This window comes from Micromonospora sediminicola, from assembly GCF_900089585.1.
Taxonomy (GTDB): Bacteria; Actinomycetota; Actinomycetes; order Mycobacteriales; family Micromonosporaceae; genus Micromonospora; species Micromonospora sediminicola.
Genome location: NZ_FLRH01000004.1, coordinates 1,547,578 through 1,566,599 on the forward strand (window position 1 = coordinate 1,547,578; position 19,022 = coordinate 1,566,599).

The 19,022-nt window shown below is 74.9% G+C and carries 18 protein-coding genes, 1 tRNA gene and 1 pseudogene; 5 read left to right on the top strand and 15 right to left on the bottom strand.

Annotated elements, in window-relative coordinates:
* Nucleotides 1-46 precede the first annotated feature (46 nt).
* The 4 genes and pseudogenes from GA0070622_RS28765 to GA0070622_RS28780 all read left to right on the top strand — a co-directional run bounded on the left by GA0070622_RS28765 (nt 47) and on the right by GA0070622_RS28780 (nt 4,789).
* Nucleotides 47-1,131, top strand: a pseudogene (locus GA0070622_RS28765) (SGNH/GDSL hydrolase family protein).
* Nucleotides 1,128-1,943, top strand: coding sequence for an SGNH/GDSL hydrolase family protein (locus GA0070622_RS28770; protein ID WP_091581925.1), 816 nt, complete (start codon nt 1,128-1,130; stop codon nt 1,941-1,943). The pseudogene GA0070622_RS28765 and the gene GA0070622_RS28770 overlap by 4 nt, the downstream one beginning before the upstream one ends.
* A gap of 58 nt (nt 1,944-2,001) precedes the next feature.
* Nucleotides 2,002-3,264, top strand: a complete 1,263-nt coding sequence (locus tag GA0070622_RS28775; RefSeq protein ID WP_091581929.1) for an acetyl-CoA C-acetyltransferase — start codon at nt 2,002-2,004, stop codon at nt 3,262-3,264.
* A gap of 40 nt (nt 3,265-3,304) precedes the next feature.
* Complete coding sequence (locus GA0070622_RS28780) at nt 3,305-4,789, top strand: CYTH and CHAD domain-containing protein (protein ID WP_091581933.1); 1,485 nt, start codon at nt 3,305-3,307, stop codon at nt 4,787-4,789.
* Nucleotides 4,790-5,132: 343 nt separating this feature from the next.
* On the opposite strand, the gene GA0070622_RS28785 is transcribed toward GA0070622_RS28780, so the two are convergent.
* The 4 genes from GA0070622_RS28785 to GA0070622_RS28800 form a co-directional block, all read right to left on the bottom strand.
* The gene (locus GA0070622_RS28785) at nt 5,133-5,453 is read right to left on the bottom strand and encodes a hypothetical protein (RefSeq protein ID WP_091581936.1); all 321 of its coding nucleotides are present in this window, start codon (nt 5,451-5,453) and stop codon (nt 5,133-5,135) included.
* A gap of 17 nt (nt 5,454-5,470) precedes the next feature.
* Entirely contained in the window at nt 5,471-6,229 is a 759-nt protein-coding gene (locus tag GA0070622_RS28790; protein ID WP_091581940.1) for a Bax inhibitor-1/YccA family protein, read from the bottom strand.
* Between the two features lie 125 nt (nt 6,230-6,354).
* Nucleotides 6,355-7,188, bottom strand: coding sequence for a Bax inhibitor-1/YccA family protein (locus GA0070622_RS28795; RefSeq protein WP_091581944.1), 834 nt, complete (start codon nt 7,186-7,188; stop codon nt 6,355-6,357).
* A gap of 107 nt (nt 7,189-7,295) precedes the next feature.
* Nucleotides 7,296-7,376 (bottom strand) — tRNA-Leu (locus tag GA0070622_RS28800).
* 90 nt (nt 7,377-7,466) lie between these two features.
* Here GA0070622_RS28800 and GA0070622_RS28805 point away from each other — a divergent pair.
* Complete coding sequence (locus GA0070622_RS28805; RefSeq protein ID WP_091581948.1) at nt 7,467-9,305, top strand: DUF6311 domain-containing protein; 1,839 nt, start codon at nt 7,467-7,469, stop codon at nt 9,303-9,305.
* Between the two features lie 53 nt (nt 9,306-9,358).
* On the opposite strand, the gene GA0070622_RS28810 is transcribed toward GA0070622_RS28805, so the two are convergent.
* The 11 genes from GA0070622_RS28810 to GA0070622_RS28860 all read right to left on the bottom strand — a co-directional run bounded on the left by GA0070622_RS28810 (nt 9,359) and on the right by GA0070622_RS28860 (nt 19,006).
* Complete coding sequence (locus GA0070622_RS28810) at nt 9,359-10,693, bottom strand: NAD(P)/FAD-dependent oxidoreductase (RefSeq protein ID WP_091581952.1); 1,335 nt, start codon at nt 10,691-10,693, stop codon at nt 9,359-9,361.
* A gap of 102 nt (nt 10,694-10,795) precedes the next feature.
* Complete coding sequence (locus GA0070622_RS28815) at nt 10,796-11,359, bottom strand: hypothetical protein (protein WP_091581956.1); 564 nt, start codon at nt 11,357-11,359, stop codon at nt 10,796-10,798.
* Complete coding sequence (locus GA0070622_RS28820; RefSeq protein ID WP_091581960.1) at nt 11,356-12,720, bottom strand: DUF58 domain-containing protein; 1,365 nt, start codon at nt 12,718-12,720, stop codon at nt 11,356-11,358. Before GA0070622_RS28820 ends, GA0070622_RS28815 begins: the two co-directional genes overlap by 4 nt.
* Nucleotides 12,720-13,718: an AAA family ATPase gene (locus GA0070622_RS28825; RefSeq protein ID WP_091581964.1), complete on the bottom strand. Its 999-nt coding sequence runs from the start codon at nt 13,716-13,718 to the stop codon at nt 12,720-12,722. Before GA0070622_RS28825 ends, GA0070622_RS28820 begins: the two co-directional genes overlap by 1 nt.
* Nucleotides 13,718-14,299: a hypothetical protein gene (locus GA0070622_RS28830; RefSeq protein ID WP_091581968.1), complete on the bottom strand. Its 582-nt coding sequence runs from the start codon at nt 14,297-14,299 to the stop codon at nt 13,718-13,720. Before GA0070622_RS28830 ends, GA0070622_RS28825 begins: the two co-directional genes overlap by 1 nt.
* The gene (locus GA0070622_RS28835) at nt 14,296-15,027 is read right to left on the bottom strand and encodes a DUF4129 domain-containing protein (RefSeq protein ID WP_091581972.1); all 732 of its coding nucleotides are present in this window, start codon (nt 15,025-15,027) and stop codon (nt 14,296-14,298) included. The genes GA0070622_RS28830 and GA0070622_RS28835 overlap by 4 nt, the downstream gene beginning before the upstream one ends.
* A 20-nt stretch (nt 15,028-15,047) precedes the next feature.
* Nucleotides 15,048-15,761, bottom strand: coding sequence for a uracil-DNA glycosylase (locus GA0070622_RS28840; RefSeq protein WP_091581974.1), 714 nt, complete (start codon nt 15,759-15,761; stop codon nt 15,048-15,050).
* Between the two features lie 19 nt (nt 15,762-15,780).
* Nucleotides 15,781-16,467 (bottom strand): dienelactone hydrolase family protein, encoded by a 687-nt coding sequence (locus GA0070622_RS28845; protein ID WP_091581978.1) that lies wholly within the window; start codon nt 16,465-16,467, stop codon nt 15,781-15,783.
* 259 nt (nt 16,468-16,726) lie between these two features.
* Complete coding sequence (locus GA0070622_RS28850) at nt 16,727-17,668, bottom strand: HAAS signaling domain-containing protein (RefSeq protein WP_091581981.1); 942 nt, start codon at nt 17,666-17,668, stop codon at nt 16,727-16,729.
* Nucleotides 17,665-17,997: a PadR family transcriptional regulator gene (locus GA0070622_RS28855; protein WP_091581984.1), complete on the bottom strand. Its 333-nt coding sequence runs from the start codon at nt 17,995-17,997 to the stop codon at nt 17,665-17,667. The genes GA0070622_RS28850 and GA0070622_RS28855 overlap by 4 nt, the downstream gene beginning before the upstream one ends.
* A 79-nt stretch (nt 17,998-18,076) precedes the next feature.
* Nucleotides 18,077-19,006 carry a Ppx/GppA phosphatase family protein gene (locus GA0070622_RS28860; RefSeq protein WP_091584179.1) on the bottom strand — a complete coding sequence of 310 codons (930 nt, stop codon included), beginning with the start codon at nt 19,004-19,006 and terminating at the stop codon, nt 18,077-18,079.
* Between the last annotated feature and the right edge of the window lie 16 nt (nt 19,007-19,022).

The window sequence follows — 19,022 nt, forward strand, 5'->3', positions numbered from 1 at the left end:
CCGATCACGGGAAGCGGGGGTCGTACCGGCGCGATACTGTCGGCTCATGGGGGACGCTGGTTCCGTCGCGCCGGTCCGCTGGCAGCGCGCCCGGCAGATCGCCCGCCTCGCGGCGATCGGCACGGGCGCCACGGTGGCGGCCACGGCCGCCACCGGCGGGGTGCTGCTCGGCCAGGCCCGGCAGGCCCGCCGCACCATCCCGATGGCCGAGGCCCCGCCGCCCCGCTGCGACGGCGTCTACGGCGCGAAGCTCCCCGGCCCGCCGGTCACCATGGTCGTCCTCGGCGACTCGTCGGCCGCCGGCTACGGCGTGCACCGCCGCCGGGAGACGCCCGGCTCGCTGCTGGCCACCGGGCTGTCCCGGCGACTGCACCGCCCGGTCCGGCTGCACCGGTTCGCCGTGGTGGGCGCCCTGTCGGCCGGGCTGAAGCCGCAGGTGGAGTCCGCGCTGGAGGTCGAGCCGGACGTGGCCGTGGTGCTGGTCGGCGGCAACGACGTCACCAACCGCACGCCGCCGGCGCTGGCCGTGCGCTACCTGGTCGACGCGGTCCGCACGTTGCGCGCCGCCGGCTGCGAGGTCGTCGTGGGCACCTGCCCCGACCTGGGCACGATCCGGCCGATCCAGCCGCCGCTGCGGTGGCTGGCCCGGCGCTGGAGCCGCCAGCTCGCCGCCGCCCAGACGGTGGCGGTGGTCGAGGCGGGCGGCCGGACGGTCTCCCTCGGTGACCTGTTGGGGCCACGGTTCGCCGCCGAGCCCGGCCGGATGTTCGCGTGGGACCGGTTCCACCCCTCCGCCGAGGGCTACGCGGTCGCGGCGGCGGCGCTGCTGCCGACCGTGCTGTCCGCGCTCGGGGCCGTCCCCGAACGCCGCCCTTCGCTCGCCGGCGCGGAAGGCGTACGGTCGCTCCCGGAGGCGGCCCACGAGGCGGCCCGGCACGCCGGCACCGAGGTCAGCGGCGCCCAGCTGCGGGGTCGCGACCGCGGGCCCGCGGGGCGGTGGGCGCAGCTGCGGCGGCGGGCCTTCTTCGGCGTCGGCGCGGTGCCCTCGACCGGCACCGCCGCCGACACGGCCACGCTGGAGGGAACGGCATGAGCGAGCGCCACGTCGGACACCGGGAGGTGAGGGCATGAGCGGACCGGATCAGACGGCGGCCCGGTGGGGCCGGGCCGCGGCCCTGTCGCTGCTGGCCGGCACGGTCGGCGGCGCGGCGGTCCTCGCCGGCCAGGCGATCGCCGCCCGCACCCGCGAGTACGCCCAGCCCGAGCTGGGGTTGGTGCTGCGCGCCACGGTCGGCCGGGCCGACGCGCCACCGCTGCGCCTGGTGCTGCTCGGCGACTCGTCGGCGCTCGGCGTGGGGGTCGACCGGTTCGAGGAGACCATCGGCGGTCAGCTCGCCCACCTGCTCGCCGAGGGGCCGACCGGCCGCCGGGTGCACCTGTCCAGCGTCGGGGTCTCCGGGTCCCGCGCCACCGACCTGGCCACCCAGGTGGCCCGGGCCCTGCTCGGTGAGCGCCCCGACGTGGCGGTGGTCCTGATCGGCGCGAACGACGCGACCGCGCTGGCCCGCCCGGCCGACGCGGCGGCCTACCTCGGCTCGGCGGTGCGCCGGCTGCGGGAGGCGCACGTCGAGGTCGTGGTGGGCACCTGTCCCGACCTCGGCGCGGTCCGCGCCGTCGCCGCCCCGCTGCGCCAGGTGCTCGCCTGGTCCGGTCGACGGATGGCCCGCGCCCAGACGTCCGCCGTGCTGGACGCCGGCGGCACCGTGGTCGACCTGGGCACCGAGACCGGCCCGGTGTTCCGGGCCGATGCCGGCACGCTCTGCCACGACGGCTTCCACCCGTCCGCCGACGGCTACCGGGTCTGGGCGCACGCGCTGCTCCCGGCGGTCGAGGCCGCCGCGGCGGTCGCGTTCCGACATCACCGCCGCCCGCCGGCGGGGTGACATTTCCCGCCCGCCGCGCGGCTTCCACGGCAAGTTACCCGCGGGTTAACGTTGGTTCATGCCGATTGAGTCGCCCCGCGACGCCGTCATCGTCGCCACCGCCCGGTCCCCCATCGGCCGCGCGTTCAAGGGTTCCCTGCGGGAGGTCCGCCCGGACGATCTCGCCGCCACCATCGTCCAGGCCGCCCTCGACAAGGTCCCGGGGCTCGATCCCACCACCATCGACGACCTCTACCTGGGGTGCGGCCTGCCCGGCGGCGAGCAGGGCTTCAACATGGCCCGGGTGGTGTCCACCCTGCTGGGCCTGGACGGCCTGCCCGGCGCCACGCTGACCCGCTACTGCGCCTCGTCGCTGCAGACCACCCGGATGGCGATGCACGCGATCCGGGCCGGCGAGGGCGACGTGTTCGTCTCCGCCGGTGTGGAGATGGTCTCCCGGTACGCCCGGGGCAACTCCGACACCCTGCCGCCGGAGGCGCAGGCGCTGGTCGGCGGCGGCTGGGAGAACCCGCGCTTCGCCGAGGCGCGCGAGCGGTCGCAGGCCCGCACCCAGGCCGGCGCCGAGGTGTGGACCGACCCGCGGGAGGCCGGCCAGCTGCCGGACATCTACCTCACCATGGGTCAGACCGCGGAAAACCTGGCCCAGGTGTACGACGTGACCCGCGAGGACATGGACGCGTTCGGCGTCCGTAGCCAGAATCTGGCGGAGAAGGCGATCGCGGACGGCTTCTGGGCCCGGGAGATCACCCCGGTCACCACGCCGGACGGCACCGTGGTCGGCACCGACGACGGTCCGCGTCCCGGGGTGACCCTGGAGGCCGTGTCCGGCCTGAAGCCGGTGTTCCGCCCGGACGGCCGGATCACGGCGGGCAACTGCTGCCCGCTGAACGACGGCGCCGCCGCCGTGGTGATCATGAGCGCGGAGCGGGCGTCCGAGCTGGGGCTCACCCCGCTGGCCCGGATCGTCTCCACCGGTGTCACCGCGCTCTCCCCGGAGATCATGGGCCTGGGCCCGGTCGAGGCGTCGAAGCAGGCGCTCCGCCGGGCCGGCATGACCATCGACGACGTCGACCTGGTCGAGATCAACGAGGCGTTCGCCGCCCAGGTGATCCCCTCGTACCGGCAGCTGGGCATCCCGGAGGAGAAGCTGAACGTGATGGGCGGCGCGATCGCCGTCGGTCACCCGTTCGGCATGACCGGCGCCCGGATCACCGGCACCCTGCTCAACGCGCTGGAGTGGCACGACAAGACCATCGGTCTGGAGACCATGTGCGTCGGCGGCGGCCAGGGCATGGCGATGGTGCTCGAACGACTGGGCTGAGTCCGGTTCGCCGGATGGCGGGCCGGGTACGGGAGGCCGCATGGCGACCGTCGTGGAACGCGAGCGCAAGTACTCCGGCGACGAGGGTTTCCGGCTGCCCGACCTGACCGGGTGCGGTGGCGTCGTGACCATGTCCGACGCCACCGTCTCGGATCTGGACGCGGTCTACTGGGACACCGACGACCTGCGGCTGCTGCGCAGCGGGCACGCGCTGCGACGGCGTACCGGCGGGCACGACGCCGGCTGGCACCTCAAGGTGGGCGCGGTCGGCGGCGCCCGCGTCGAACACCAGTTCCCGGCCGGGGAGTCCGACGCCGGGCCGCCCGCCGAGCTGGTCGCGCTGATCCGGGGCGCGTCCCGGGGCCGGCCGGTCGCCCCGGCCGCCCGGGTCGTGAACCACCGTCGGGAGCGGCGGCTGCGGGACGCGGACGGTCGGGTGCTGGCCGAGGTGGCCGAGGACGACGTCCGGTCCGAGGACCTGGTGGACGGCACCACGCAGACCTGGCACGAGATCGAGGTCGAGCTGGTCGACGGCGACGACGGGCTGCTCGACGCGGTGGCGGAACGGTTGCGCGCGGCCGGCGCCCGGGAGGTGCCGGTCAGCAAGTCCCACCGCGCCGTCGCCGCGCGGCTCGCCCGCTTCGACGACCGCGCGCCCGAGGGCGCGGCCGGACCGGTCCTCGGGTACGCCCGGGAGCAGCGGGACGCGTTGGTCGGCAACCACGCGGCGGCGTACCAGGGCGACGAGGACGCGGTCCACGACATGCGGGTGGCGGTCCGCCGGTTGCGGGCCACGCTGCGCACGTTCCGCGGCCTCTGGGACCGGCGGGAGAGCGAGGCGGTCCGCGCCGAGCTGCGCTGGCTCGGCGGTGAGCTGGGCCGGGTACGCGACGTCCAGGTGATGGCCGCCCGGCTCGACACGGCGGTGCACGAGCTGCCGGACGAGCTGGTGCTCGGCCCGGTCGCCGCGCGCGTCGGCGAGCGCTTCGCCGCCGACCTGGCCCGGTCGACCACCGCGCTGCGGACGGCCCTGGACTCCGACCGTTACCCCGAGCTGCTGGCCCGGCTGGACCAGCTGGTCGAGGCCCCGGCCGCCGAGGTCGACCGCCGCTGGGTGGACCGTCGGATCCGCCGCGCCCTGCGCCGCGCCGACGACCGGCTGGACGCGGCGTCGGCCGTCGCCGGGCCGGCCGGGGACCTCGCGCTGCACGAGGCGCGCAAGAAGTACAAGGCGGCCCGGTACGCGGTCGAGGTCCGCGAGCCCGCCGTGGGCAGGCCGGCCGCCCGGCTGGTCAAGCGGCTCAAGGCGCTCCAGGACCTGCTCGGCACGCACCAGGACTCGGTGGTGACCCGGGAGGTGCTGCGGCGGCAGGCCCTCCAGGCGTACGCCGAGGGCGAGAACACCTTCACCTACGGCCTCCTGCACGCCCGGCAGGCCGAGGCCGCCGGGCACGACCGGCCGGCGGTGATCCGGGCGCGGGACCGGGCCCGACGGCGCAAGGTCCGCCGCTGGCTGCGGGGATGACCGGGGCCGGTGCAGAGCCGGCGCGGGAGGCGGCGCTACCGCTTCTCGGTGCCTTTCGAGCTGATATCGGAAACGACTCGGTTCGACCGCGGTCCCGACGTCGCGCGGTCCACCGCGCGCGACTCGTACGCCCACCGCGGCGCGACGCGTGTTCCCGCCGGGGCGCGACGGGTGCGCCCACCGCGCGAGAGTCGTGCGCCCACCTCGCGAAGCGTGCGCCCACCGCGGCGCAAAGCGTGTTCCCGCCAAGGGCGCAGCCCGCGCTGATTCGTTTCTGATATCAGCTCGAAAGGCACTGACCCGCGACCGTCCGGCAAGCGCGCCGGGTCACCCGCAACGGCGATCAGAGTGTGGCGCGGGTGCGGGTCACCGCGGCGGCGGCGTCGGCCAGCACGGGCTCCGGTGGGCCGGCCAGGGCCAGGTCGGCGGCGACCACCCGGAGCTGGTCGGGCAGGGCCAGGTCGCTGGGCAGCCGGGGCACGTCGCGGCGCGGCTCGCCGGCGGTGTCGGCGGCCAGGTTGGCGATCTCCTGGACCAGCTTGTGCACCAGGTCGGCCCGGGACACGTTGCCCCCCTCGGCCGGCGCCGACCAGCGCGGCTGCTGCCAGTGCCCGACCTGTCGGACCAGCAGGGTCACCGCCCGGTCCAGTTCCGCTGCGCTCATCGCCGCACAGTTTACGGTCAGCGGCGCACGTAGCTGAGCAGGCGGAGGATCTGCCAGTACAGGAAGATCAGGCCGACCAGCAGCCCGAACGCGCAGTACCAGGCGTAGCGGCGGGGCAGCCGGTTGCGGACGGACCGTTCCACCAGGTCGAAGTCGAGGACGAAGCCGAGCGCACCGGCGATGATCGCCACCACGGAGAAGACGTACGGCAACCAGCCCACCTGGCCGCTGAGGCTGTAGACCGCCACCCCCTGCCGCCCGGTGAACAGGTACGCGAGCAGGTTGACCAGGCCGAGCGCCACGATCCCGACGAGCGTGCCGATGACCAGCCGGGCCAGCCGTGGGGTGGCCCGGATCAGCCGGGCCCGGTAGAGCAGGGCCATGCCGAGGAAGACGCCGAAGGTACCGACCACGGCCTGCGCCACGATGCCCGGGTAGACCAGCTCGAACGCCCGGCTCGCCACTCCGAGCAGCAGTCCCTGGAGCACCGCGTACCCGACGATGAGCGGCGGGTTGGTGATCTGCTTGAGCGAGATGACCAGCACCAGGGCGAGGCTGGCCAGGGCGCTGCCGGCCAGCGCCGCCGAGATCCACGCGGCCTGCGGCACCACGAACCAGGCCACCGCCGCGGTGACCCCGGTGAGCAGCAGCAGGCCCACCGTCCGGGCGACCACGTCGGCCACGGTCATCGCGTCGCCGGCCTCGACGCCGAGCACCTGCCGCTCGGTGCGACCGACGTCGTCCAGCCGGTCGAGCACCGGGTTGGCACTGCGCACCGTGGCCTCCTCCCGCCGACGTACCCGGATCCCACTCTGCCCCGGGCGGGCCGGTGGGGACGGGAAAACGGCGACGCCCGCCGCCGCGGGAGCGGCAGGCGGGCGTCGCGGGACGGGCGGGACGGTCAGTCGTCGCCCTGGAAGTAGCTGAGCAGCCGCAGGATCTCGATGTAGAGCCAGACCAGGCCGACCACGATGCCGAACGCGGCGGTCCACGCGTAGCGCTGCGGGAGGCCCATCCGGACCCCCTCCTCGATGTCGGCGAAGTTGAGCACGAAGCTCAGCGACGCCACCACGATGCAGACCAGGCTGAAGCCGATGGCCAGCGGGCTGCCGTCGCGCAGGTGCGTGTTGACGCCGAACAGCGACAGCACCAGGTTGACCAGCATCACGCCGAACAGGCCGGCGATCACCGCCACCATGATCCGGGCGAACTTCGGGGTGGCCCGGATGATCCGCGCCTTGTAGATCATCGCCATCAGGAAGAAGACGCCGAAGGTGGCGACCACGGCCTGGAGCACGATGCCGTCGTAGAGCGTCTCGAAGGCCTTGCTGACCATGCCGACGAAGACGCCCTCGATGATCGAGTACGCCACCACGAGCGCCGGGTTGGCCATCCGGGAGAACGAGATGATCAGACCGAGCACCAGGCCGACCACGGCCGCGCCGATCCAGGCCACGCCGACCAGCGCGTCCGGCACGAGCACCCAGGCCGCGGCGGCCGAGGCCCCGAGGAGGGCGAGCATGAGGACCGTCTTGACGACGACGTCGTCGAGGGTCATCGGGGTCACGGCGGGCGGGGCCACCGGCTGGCCGTAGCCGCCCGGGTAGGGCTGCTGCGGCGGGTACTGCTGGGGGTATCCGGGCTGACCGTACGGCCCGGGCTGGGCGTACCCGGCCGCCCGCTCACGCTCGGCCGCCTGGCCGAGCCGGGCGAGCACCGGGTTCGAGGTCTTCACTTCTCAGGCCTCCCTCAGAGGTCGATCGCACGTAGACGTGCGTCTCCAGGGTAGACGGGCCGACAACACGGCACGTCGCGCCAAGCTGTGGGAAAGCTGAGAGTTCGTGCCCGGGGCGGGGGTCGAACCCGCACGCCTTGCGGCAGCCGCTTTTAAGGCGGCCGTGTCTGCCGTTCCACCACCCGGGCGGGTGACACCGGCGCGCCGACACGCGCGGGTGCAGATCTCACCGTAGCGGCTGCGCCGCCGCCCGGCGTACCCCGGCGGGCCCGGCCGATATGGTCGACGCCGTGAGCAGCGCCGCCCGCACGGCCCCCGGGCCCGACCGTGACCAGGCGGTCCACCCCGCGCCGGCCGGCGCGGGCCGGGCGACCCGGCTACGGGCCGCCGTCCGGCGGCGCCGGGCGGACCTGGTCGTCGGGTTCCTGTTCGTGGCGCTCGCCGGCTGGCTCACCCACGGCCTGTGGCCGTCGCCCGGCACCCGGATGCTCGCCCTCAACCCGGCCGACCAGACCCTGTACGAGTGGTTCCTGGCGCTCGACGCGCGCGCCCTGCGCGGCGAGTTCAGCCTGGTCACCGACCGGTTGAACGCGCCGGACGGGGTGAACCTGATGGCCAACACCTCGGTCGTCGCGCTCGGTGTGCTGCTCGCCCCGGTCACCGCGGCGTTCGGCGCGCCGGTCACGTTCGCCCTGCTGGTCGCCGGGAACATGGCCGGCACCGCGTTCGCCTGGCACCTGCTGCTCACCCGCACGCTGCGGGCCGGCCCGCTCGCCGCCGCGCTCGGCGCCGCCGTCTGCGGCTTCGGCCCGGGCATGGTCTCGCAGAGCAACGGCCACCTGCACATGACCGCGCAGTGGCTGGTCCCGGTGCTGGTCTGGCTGGTGGTCCGGCTGCTGCGCGCCGCCGATCCGGCCGGGCGCCCGGACGGGCCGGACCGGCGGCGGGCGGCCTCCTCCGCGGTCGGGCTGGCCGTCGTGGCCACCGTCCAGGTCTTCGTCGGCGAGGAGGTGCTCTTCCTCACCGCGCTCACCCTGGCGGTCATGGCCGTGGCGTACGGGATGGCCGACCGGGACCTGCTCCGGCGGGCGCTGCCCACCTTCGCCGGCGGTCTGCTCTGCGCCGGCGGGCTGGCGCTGGTGGTGCTGGCGTACCCGCTCTGGGTGCAGTTCGCCGGGCCGCAGGGCGTCGCGGACGGGATGTTCCCCGCGGCCTACTTCTCCGCCGACCTCACCGGCTGGACCCGGCTCTCCGCGCTGACGGTGTTCGGCAGCCCGGAGGCGGCCCGGCTGACCACCGGGCCGGCGGAGTTCACCACGTTCCTGGGCTGGCCGCTGCTGCTGGTCACCATCGGCTGCGCGGTCTGGATGGGCCGCCGCGCGCTGGTGGTCGCCGTGGTGGCCGCGGGGCTGGTGGCGGCCGCGCTCGCGCTCGGCCCGGAGGTCGTGGTCGGCGGGGAGCGAACCGGCGTGCCCGGCCCGTACGCGCTGCTGGCCGGCCTGCCGGTGGTGGACGGCGCGCTGCCGATGCGCTTCGCGCTGGTGGTGCTGCCGCTGGTCGGCACCCTGCTCACGCTCGCCGTGCACCGGGCCCGACACGACTCCGGCCCCGCCCGCCGACTGGTCCCGGTCGCGGTCGGCGCCGCCCTGCTCAGCGTCTTCCCCACCCCCTTGCCCACGGTCGACCGGCCGGCGCTGCCCGAGTTCGTCACCGGCGGCCACTGGCGGCAGTGCGTCCGCCCCGGCGGGGTGCTGGTGCCGGTGCCCACGGCCACCCCGAAGGACCCGTGGCCGATGCGCTGGGCCACCGCCGCCGACGTCGCCTTCGGCATGCCGGAGGGCTTCTTCATCGGCCCGTACGGCGAGGGCGGCACGGCCACCATGGGCACCTGGCAGCGGCCCACCTCGGCCCTGCTGGCCGAGGTGGCCCGGCGCGGCGTGGCTCCGGCGGTCGGTGACCGGCAACGCCGGCAGGCCGCCCGGGACGTCGAGTCCTGGGGCGCGACCTGCGTCGCGGTGACCGACGACGCGCCGCACGCGGAACTGCTGCGCCGCACCCTGGAGCAGCTCTTCGGCCCCGGCACCCGGATCGCCGACGCGTGGACCTGGCGGTTCTGACCCCGGACACGGCGAAGGGCCCCTCCCGTACGGGAAGGGCCCTTTCCGTTCGATCAGACGCGCGCCGCGCCGACCGGCGGGGCGGACGCCTCGGCGAACTCCTCACGCGGGTCGTGCAGCTGGCCCAGCGCGACCACCTCACGCTTGAGGAAGAACGCCAGCGACCAGTCGACCACCACGCGGACCTTGCGGTTGAACGAGGGGATCCGCGACATGTGGTACGTCCGGTGCATGAACCACGCCGGCCAACCGGTCATCTTCACGCCGTAGACCTGCGCCACGCCCTTGTGCAGGCCGAGGCTGGCCACGCTGCCGGCGTGCTTGTGCTTGTAGTCGACCGGCTCGCGCCCGCGGATCACGTTCGCGATGTTGTCGGCCATCCGGGCGGCCTGCCGCACCGCGTGCTGCGCGCTCGGCGAGCAGAAGTTGCCCGGCTCCTTGGTCAGGTCCGGCACCGCGGCGCAGTCGCCGGCGCTCCACGCGCCCTCGACCACCCGGTCGCCGTCCACCACCTGCAGCGTCGGCCGGCAGGTGATCCGGCGCCGCTCGTCGCGCGGGAAGTCGGTCGCGTCCAGCATCGGCGACGGCTTCACGCCGGCCGTCCAGACGATGGTGTCGGACGGGAAGCTGTCGCCGTCGGAGAGCTTCACGATGCCGTCGACGCACGACTCCAGCCGGGTGTCCAGCCGGATGTCCATGTTGCGCTTCAGCAGCTGCTGCACCGTGTAGGCGCCCATGTCCCGGTCGACCTCGGGCAGCACCCGGTTGGTGGCCTCGACCAGCACCCAGCGCATCTCCTCGGGCTTCAGCTCCGGGTAGTAGCGCAGCGCGTCGCGGGCCATGTCCTCCATCTCGGCGAGCGCCTCGATGCCGGCGTAGCCACCGCCCACGAAGGTGAACGTCAACGCGCGGCTGCGGACCGCCGGGTCGGTCGTGGCGGCCGCCACGTCGAGCCGGTCCAGCACGTGGTTGCGCAGGAAGATGGCCTCACCGATGGTCTTGAACCCGATGCCGTTCTCGTGCAGGCCGGGGATCGGCAGGGTGCGGGACACCGAGCCGGGGGCGACCACCACGTGGTCGTACGGGATCTCCCGGGCCGGGCCGCTGATCGGCTGCACCACGGCGGTCATCCGGTCGTGGTCGATCCGGGTGACCGTGCCGGCCACCACGGTGCACTTGCGCAACTCCCGCCGCAACGGCACCACGGCGTGCCGCGGGGAGATGTTGCCCGCCGAAGCCTCCGGGAGGAACGGCTGGTACGTCATGTGCGGCTGGGGGTCGACGACGACGACCTCGGCCTCACGGGAGCTCAGCTTCTTGGACAGGCGCAGAGCGGCGTACAGGCCCACGTGCCCGGCACCCACGACAAGGATCCGCTTCGGATTCACGTCATCTATCTTTCCCCGGGGGGCTCCGGTAATCCCGCGCGAGACCCCCATCTGTGACGGAGCACAACCCGTGTGACCTGCGCAACGTCCCGGGGTGTCCCGTCATCTGCGACGCAGCAGCCACCCCAGCAGCGCGCTCAGCCCCACCGCGACCAGCAGCCCCACCACCGTCGCCACCTGCGAGCCCGCGGACCCGCCGACCCCGCCGAGCCAGGCCAGCACGATGCCGACCACGGCGCTGGCCAGCACCACGCCGCCGGCCCGGGCCAGCCACCGCAGCACCAGGTCCGGGTCGATCAACCCGTCGTAGGGCAGCAGCGCGGCGAGCGCACAGAGCGTGTGCGCCAGGTAGAGCAGCGTGGCGACCGCCAGCAACCGCCACAGCGCCGGCGGCCGGTCGAAGCCGAGCGTGGCCAGCAGCCAGCCGGCGACCGTCACCAGCGCGGTGAACGTCGGCCAGACCCGCCTCGGCCCGACCGCCGGCAGCACCGCGGCGATGGTCAGCGCCAGCAGCGACCGCGGGGTCAGGGCCTGCACCGGGTACGCGAGCAGGAAGCCGGCCAGCACGACGAGGAAGATGCCGCCACGCACCAGCAGCGGCAGCGGGCTGACCCGGGCGGCGGCGTACCGCACCGCCCGCACCCGCTCGACCAGCGCGTCGGTCATGAGAAACCTGCCCTCGGTGCGGTGGCCAGCCGGGCCACGTCCCGCAGTACCTCGTCCAGGCTGCCGGCGCCGGCCCACCGCACCACCGGCACCCCGTGCTCGCGGAGCTGGCCGATCATCGTGTCCCGGTCCAGCCGCCACAGCCGGTACGCCACCTCGGCCCACCCACGCTCCTTGGGCACCGGCAGCTCGGTCGGCAGCGTGTCCACCGCCACCACGAACCGCCCGCCCCGGGCCAGCCGGGCGAGCATCTGGGCCGACCGCTCGTCGAGCAGCGGGGTGAGCACCACCACCAGCGCGTCCGAGGAGAGCACCTGCGGGCCGAAGACCTGGTCGTACGGCTCGTGCGGGGACGACTCGGCGTGCACGTCGAGCAGCCACTCCAGCGCGGTCAGGTACTGCCGCCGACCGGTCGCCGGGCGCAGCCGCCGGGCCGTCGGGCCGTACTCCAGCAGCGCCACCCGGTCGCCCCGGTGCAGGTAGTGCTCGGCGATCGCGGCCGCGGCCCGGACCGTGGTGTCGAGCACCGACGCCGCGCCGCCCACCCCACCGGAACGGCCCGCCTCGGCCAGCACGTCCAGCAGCACCACCACTTCGGCGTCCCGGTCGGAGAGGGTGGCCGCGACGTGCAGCTGACGGGCGCGCAGGGACACCCGCCAGTCGACCCGGCGCAGCCGGTCACCGGGCGCGAAGACCCGTACGCCGGCCAACTCGCCGCCCTCCCCCGGGCGCCGCGACCGGTGCCCGCCGACCAGCCCGGCGGCCCGGGGCATCGCCTCGACCGCGTCGAACGGCTCGGTCCGCGGATAGACCCGGGCCCGGATCGGGTCGGTGATCACCGCGCGGGACACCAGCAGCCCGTCGGCGGCGGCGACCCGCACCCCGGCCGGGCCGATCGGGTGCCGACCCCAGCGCAGCGCGGTGCCGGTCAGTTCCAGGTCGACCGCGCTGCCCCGGGGCACCGAGGTGACGAACGGACGGCCCGCGCCGCCGGAGTCGCGCACGTCCAGCCCGGCGCCGCCGAAGCCGACCTGCTCCACCCGCAGCCACCGGGACATCCGGGTACGCACCACCGCGATGTCGTAGCCGACCAGGTCGGGATTGGTGACCGACACGGTGGCGGCCATCGGCCCGCCCTCGACCAGGTGGGTGTCCCCGACGCCCAGCTCCAGCTCCGGCTGCGCGGCCGGGCGGCGGCGCAGCGCGTACGCGGTGCCCAGCGCGAACGGCGTGGCCAGCACCACCAGGTCGATCCGGCCGAGCAGCACACCGGCGACGAGCAGGACGCCGGTGAGCAGCACGGCCCGGCCGAGCGCCCAGGTGGGCGCCCAACCGCTCGCCGGCTCGGCCCGGGCGTCCATCAGCGCCCGGCGGCGTAGCTGGGCAGCGCGCCGCTGGCCGGGGCCGGCGTCGACTCCAGCACCTCACCGACCACGAAGGACGGATCGACCCGGCGCAGCCACATCTCCGGCCGCAGCGTGATCCGGTGCGCCAGCGCGGGCGCCGCCACCGCCTTCACGTCCTCCGGCACCACGTAGTCCCGGTTCGCCAGCACCGCCCGCACCCGGGACAGCAGCAGCAGCGCCAGCGATCCGCGCGGGGACGCGCCGACCAGCACCGACGGGTGGTCCCGGGTGGCCGAGGTGAGCGCCACGATGTACCGGCCGACCGAGTCCTCGACGACCACGTCCTCCAGCGCGGCCTGCATGGCGCGCAGCGTGCCGGCGTCCACCACCGGGGTGATCTCGGCCTCCTCGCGGCGGCGGGCGACCCGCCGGCGCAGCACCTCCCACTCCTCGTCGTGGTTCGGGTAGCCGAACGAGACCCGCAGCAGGAACCGGTCGAGCTGCGCCTCGGGCAGCGGGTAGGTGCCCTCGTACTCGATCGGGTTGGCGGTGGCCAGCACGTGGAACGGCTCGTCCAGCCGGTAGGTCACGCCCTCCACCGACACCTGCTTCTCCTGCATCGCCTCCAGCAGCGCCGACTGGGTCTTCGGCGGCGTCCGGTTGATCTCGTCGGCGAGCAGCAGGTTGGTGAAGACCGGCCCGGCGCGGAAGGAGAAGTCACCGGTGCGCTGGTCGTAGAGGAAGGAGCCGGTGACGTCGGCGGGCAGCAGGTCCGGAGTGAACTGGAGCCGGCGGAAGTCCAGCCCGAGCGCCTGCGCGAAGGACCGCGCGGTGAGGGTCTTGCCCAGGCCGGGCAGGTCCTCCAGCAGCACGTGACCGCCGGCGAGGATGCCGGCCAGGACCAGTTCCAGCGCCTCGCGCTTGCCCACCACGACGGTGCCGACGGCGTCCAGGACGGCCCGGGCGAGCCGGCCCACCTCGGCGGGGGGCATGCTCCGGTCCACGTCGTTCATCAGATCTTCTCCAGTTCGGCGACGATCGCCGCGAGGTCGCGCGGCGACGGTGGGCGGCGGGCGGGGGTGCCGAGGAACGTCCAGAGCTGCTCGCCCAGCAGCGCGCGGGCCCGCGCCGGGTCGGACTCGCGGGTCACCCCGTGCCGCTGGCGCAGCCGCTCGTCGGCCAGCTCGCCCAGGCGGGGCAGTACCCGCTCGGTGAACCGCTCGCGGTTGCCGCCGCACCAGTCCAACGGACGCTCCCACCCGTTGATCGCGGTACGCAACGCGTCCCGCGAGGACCAGTTCCAGGTGCCCGGTTCCTCCCCGACGGCGGTCCGGACGCCGGCGCGGGGCGGGGGCGGGGGCGAGAGCGCGGCGGTGACCCGGCGCACGGCGAGCACGGCGAGCACCCCCGCGACGATGATCCAGATCGGCACCCGCAGGCCGACGGCGCTCAACGCGACCATGACCACCGCCACGACGGCGGCGGTCACCGCGGCGGTCCGCAGCAGCCAGCGCGCCCGGCCGCCCGAGGGTCGCTCGGCCTCCCCGGCGGGTTCGTCGCCGAACGCGAGCAGGTCGTCGATGCTGGTGCTCATGCCGGGACCTCCCCGGCCACCACGCTGGTCAGCTCGCCGCGCAGGCGGCGCAACGCGGCCCGGGCCTGGTCCCGGGTGCGCTCGTCGACCGGGTGGGTGGCATAGCGGGCCTCCCGGTAGACGTGCGCGAAACCGTCCAGCACGTCGGCGCTGGCGATGGCCGGGATGCCCGCCGCCGGGTCACCGCGCAGCAGCCGACCGACCAGGTCGGTGGGGGTGTCCCCGGTGCGCCGCGGCACGCCGGCCTCCTCGGCCGCCTCCTCCAGGCGGACCCAGCAGGCGATCACGGCGGTGCGCGGGTCGGTGGACCGGTCGTCCAGTTCGACCAGTCCGGCGTCCAGGGCCGCCATCACCTCGCGGGCGGTGCCCGCGGCGGTACGCCGGGCCCGTTGCGCGGGCACCGCGCGGGTGGTCCGCCGCAGCGCGCCGCCGACGACCGTCCAGAGCACGTATCCGACGACGGCCAGCACGACCGCGGCGAGCAGCGCCATGGCGACGGTGACCAGCCAGTCCGGTATCCCGCCGGAGGTCTGCTCGCCGGCCTGCCGGGGCTCGACCGGGAACGAGGGCGTCTCCGAGGGGTACTCCGGCACGTACGGGATGGTGTCGGTGGCGGGCGGGATCCGGCTGGCGCCGATGGCCGAGTGCCCGGCGGCGAGCGCGGCGACCGCGAGCAGCGCCGTCACCGCCGCGACCGGCCACCACCGGCGCAGTACGCCGAAGTCCATCCCACCGCCTCAGGTGTTCCTCAGTCCACCCCGGCCAGGTGCTTCGCCCGGGTGAACACGTCGTCGAGCATCGCCGGCGTGAGCCGGCCGGTGAACGTGTTCTGCTGGCTGACGTGATAGCAGCCGAGCAACGTCGGCACCGACTCGCCGGACCAGTGTGCCCCATGGCCGAACGCCGGGCGCGGTGTGGGCGGGCGCTGCCTGTACACGTGCCGCAGCACCGGCCACCACGCGGCCCAGGCGAACGCGCCCAGCGCGACCACCACGCGCACGGTGGGGCGTACCAGTTCGACCTCCCGGTGCAGCCACGGCGCGCACGTGTCCCGCTCGGCCGGGGTGGGCTTGTTGTCCGGTGGGGCGCACCGCACGGCGGCGAAGATGCGGGTGTCACGGAGCGCGAGGCCGTCGTCGGCGGACACACTGGTCGGTTGGTTGGCCAGCCCGGCCCGGTGCAGCGCGGCGAAGAGCACGTCCCCCGACCGGTCCCCGGTGAAGATCCGCCCGGTGCGGTTGCCGCCGTGCGCGGCCGGCGCCAGGCCGAGGATCGCGATGCGCGCGTCCGGTGGGCCGAAGCCGGGCACGGGCCGTCCCCAGTAGTCCTGTTCGCGGAACGCGGCCCGCTTGACCCGGGCCACCTCCTCCCGCCACGTCACCAGGCGGGGGCAGGCGAAGCAGTCGCTGACCGCGCCGTCGAGGTCGGTCAGGTCGGTCGCCCGCGCGGCGCGGGCGACCACCTCGCCGGGGGTACGCGACTCAGCCAAGCTTCGCCCGGAACAGTTCCAGGGTGCGGGCCCAGGCGGTGGCGGCGGCCCGCTGGTCGAAGTGCTCCGGCCGGTCCTCGTTGAAGAACGCGTGCGCGGTGCCCGGGTAGTCGAACGTCTGGCAGGTCCCCCCGGCGGCCTCGATGGACCGGCGTACGCTCTGCACCCCGTCGGCGGCGGAGAGGCCGTCGGCCTCGGAGCAGTGGATGAGGGAGGCCTTCCCCGCGTAGCCGGCCCAGTCGGTGGCCATGCCCTCCCAGGGCAGGCGGGGGTAGAAGCCGGCGGTCGCGACGATGCGCTCGGAGAAGGTGCCGGACCACAGGGCCAGGCTGGCGCCCGCGCAGAAGCCGGCGCAGCCCACCTTGCCGGCGACCTCGGGCCGGCTCGCCAGGTATTCGGCGGCGGCCGCGATGTCGCTCGCCGCCTCGTCCATCTGGGTGCTGTTCAGCATCTGCCGCGGCTCGGTCGGCTTGCTGGCCGGGCCGCCGTGCCGGAAGTCGGGCGCGAGGGCGACGAAACCGGCGTCGGCGAAGCGGTCGACCACGGCCCGCACGTGGGGCACCAGACCCCACCAGTCCTGGATGACGATGACCGCCGGGCTCGCCGCACCGCCGGAGGGTATCGCGAGATACCCCTCGCTCGTCCCCCCGTTGCCGGTGAAGCTCACCATCTCGCCCATGGGCCCGTCCTCCTAGCGGTCAGTCATCGTTGGCTGGTCGCACAGTTGGGTGTTACGTGCCGGTAGCGTGCCACGCGGTCACCGGCCCGGGGAAGACGGAAGAACAGTGGCATTCACCTCCTGTCGACCCGCCGGGCGGGAGCACCTTCCGCGGCGGCGTGCGTGCGTCGAGACGCCTGTCGAGCTGATGTCGTCAGCGACTCAGCTCGACAGGCGTGGATCGTGGGTGCCGGGACCGGACCGACCGGCGCGGCCGGACTCAGCGCGTCGGCGTCGGCGCGGGCGTGGCGCTCTCGGTCGGCGCGGGCGTGGCGCTCTCGGTCGGCGCGGGCGGGGCGGGTGACGGCGCTTCCGGCGGCCCGAACGGTGCCAGTTCCGGGCAGTACGGGTAGGCGTTGCGCGGCGCCGGCACGGCGCCGGACGAGTCCAGGCAGTTCGGCCAGCCGAGCCGGATCGGCACGCCGTTCTGGTCGAAGAGCTGCGCGTCGCGGATCAGGCGCCCCTGCTGGTCGTAGACGAAGACGTCCTCGATCCGGTCGTACCGCCGGTCCACCGAGACCTGCTGGTAGTCGGCGTCCGGGTCGACGCCGGCCCGCTCCTGCACGTCGGTGAACACGACGAGGGCGAAGACGGCGAGCACGGCGGTGCCGACCAGGTGCAGCCGTCGGGGCCACCCGGTGAACTCGCCGGATCGGCGGCCGAGCCACAACGACGCGAGCATCGCGCCGGCGAGCAGCACGAGGCCGCCCAGCGTACTGCCCTCGATCCGGGGCAGCAGACCGGCCCGGTCACTCCCCGTCATCTCGCCGATGAGCAGCGCGGCCAGCCAACCCCGCAGCAGCCACCAGGCCGGGCGCAGCGAGCGGAGGAAGTCCACCACCCGGGCGTGCCCGACCAGGGGACCGAGTTGACGGTCGAGCAGGCGCACCTGGGTGGTCGCCCGGTCCCGCGCGGCGGCCAGCCGGCGCAGCCGCGCGGGACGCCGTCCGGGCTCCGCTCCGGCCGCGCTCCGCAGCTCGGCCGCGTACGCCTCCGGCGGGCCCAGCCGGTCGACCAGGGCGCCCTCGCCCTCGGCGGCGACCTCGGCCAGGTGCTCCGCGAGGTCCTCGGTCAACTCGTCCCGCCGAACCGGCGGCAGGTCGGCGAGCGCGGCCCGCACCCGGTCGACGTAGTCCGTGATCTCCTGCCCAGTGACGGTCATGCCGCCATCCCCCGATCGTCGAGCAGTGCGTCCATGGTGGTGGCGAACGAGCGCCAGGTCTTGCCGGAGCGGGTGAGCTGGTCCCGCCCCGAGGCGTTCAACGAGTAGTACTTGCGGTGCGGTCCGGACTCGCTCGGCACCACGTACGTGGTCAGCAGGCCGGCCGCGAAGAGCCGACGCAGCGTGCCGTAGACCGAGGCGTCGCCGACCTCGGTCAGGCCCGCCTCGCGCAGCCGGCGCAGGATGTCGTAGCCGTACCCGTCCTCGTCCTTGAGCACGGCGAGCACCGCGAGGTCGAGGACACCCTTGAGGAGCTGCGTCGTATCCACGCTCCGCACACTAGTGCGCATTACGGAATACCGTCAACAAGACACCCCGCCGGCAACGGTCGATGCGGCGGGGTGGGAGTTAGGCGAGGCTCCAGGCGATGCCGTCGAGGATGTCGTGCTCGGAGGCGACGACGGAGGGCATCCCGGCCCGCTCCATGATCACGCGGAGCACCAGCGCGCCGGCGCCGATCACGTCGGCCCGGCCGGGATGCATCACCGGCTCGGCCAGCCGCTGTTCCCGGGTCGCGCCGAGCAGGTAGGCGGTCACCGAGGCCACCCGCTCGTAGGGGACGCGGGCGTGGTGGATCCGGCCCGGGTCGTACTCCCGGAGCCCTTCGGCCAGGGCCACCACTGTGGTGACCGAGCCGGCGAGCCCGACCAGCGTGGCGGCCTCCCGGCCGGGCACGGCGGCCAGCGCCCGGTCCACCGCCGCCGCGACGTCCGCCTCGGCGGCGGCGATCTGCGCCGGGGTCGGCGGGTCGCCGTGCAGGTGCCGTTCGGTCATCCGGACGCAGCCGATGTCCACCGAGATCGCGCCGCGCACACCCTCGGTGCGGGTGCCGACGACGAACTCGGTCGAGCCGCCGCCGATGTCGACCACCAGGTACGGCGGTTCGGCGTCGGCGGGCAGGCCACGGACCGCGCCGGTGAACGACAGCCGGGCCTCCTCGTCGCCGGTCACCACCTCCGGCGGCACGCCGAGGGTGCGCTCCACCATGTCGCGGAAGTCGCCGGCGTTGGAGGCGTCGCGTGAGGCCGAGGTGGCGCACATCCGCACCCGGTCGGCGCCGAGCTTCTCGATCTCGGCCGCGTAGTCGGCCAGCGCCACCCGGGTCCGCTCGATCGCCTCCGGCGCGAGCCGGCCGGTGCGGTCGACCCCCTGCCCCAGCCGGACGATCTCCATCCGCCGGCTCACGTCCACCAGCGGCGCCGACTCCCCCGCGGACGGATCCGGCAGGTCCGCGACCAGCAGTCGGATCGAGTTGGTCCCACAGTCGATGGCAGCCACGCGCGCGCTCACGGCT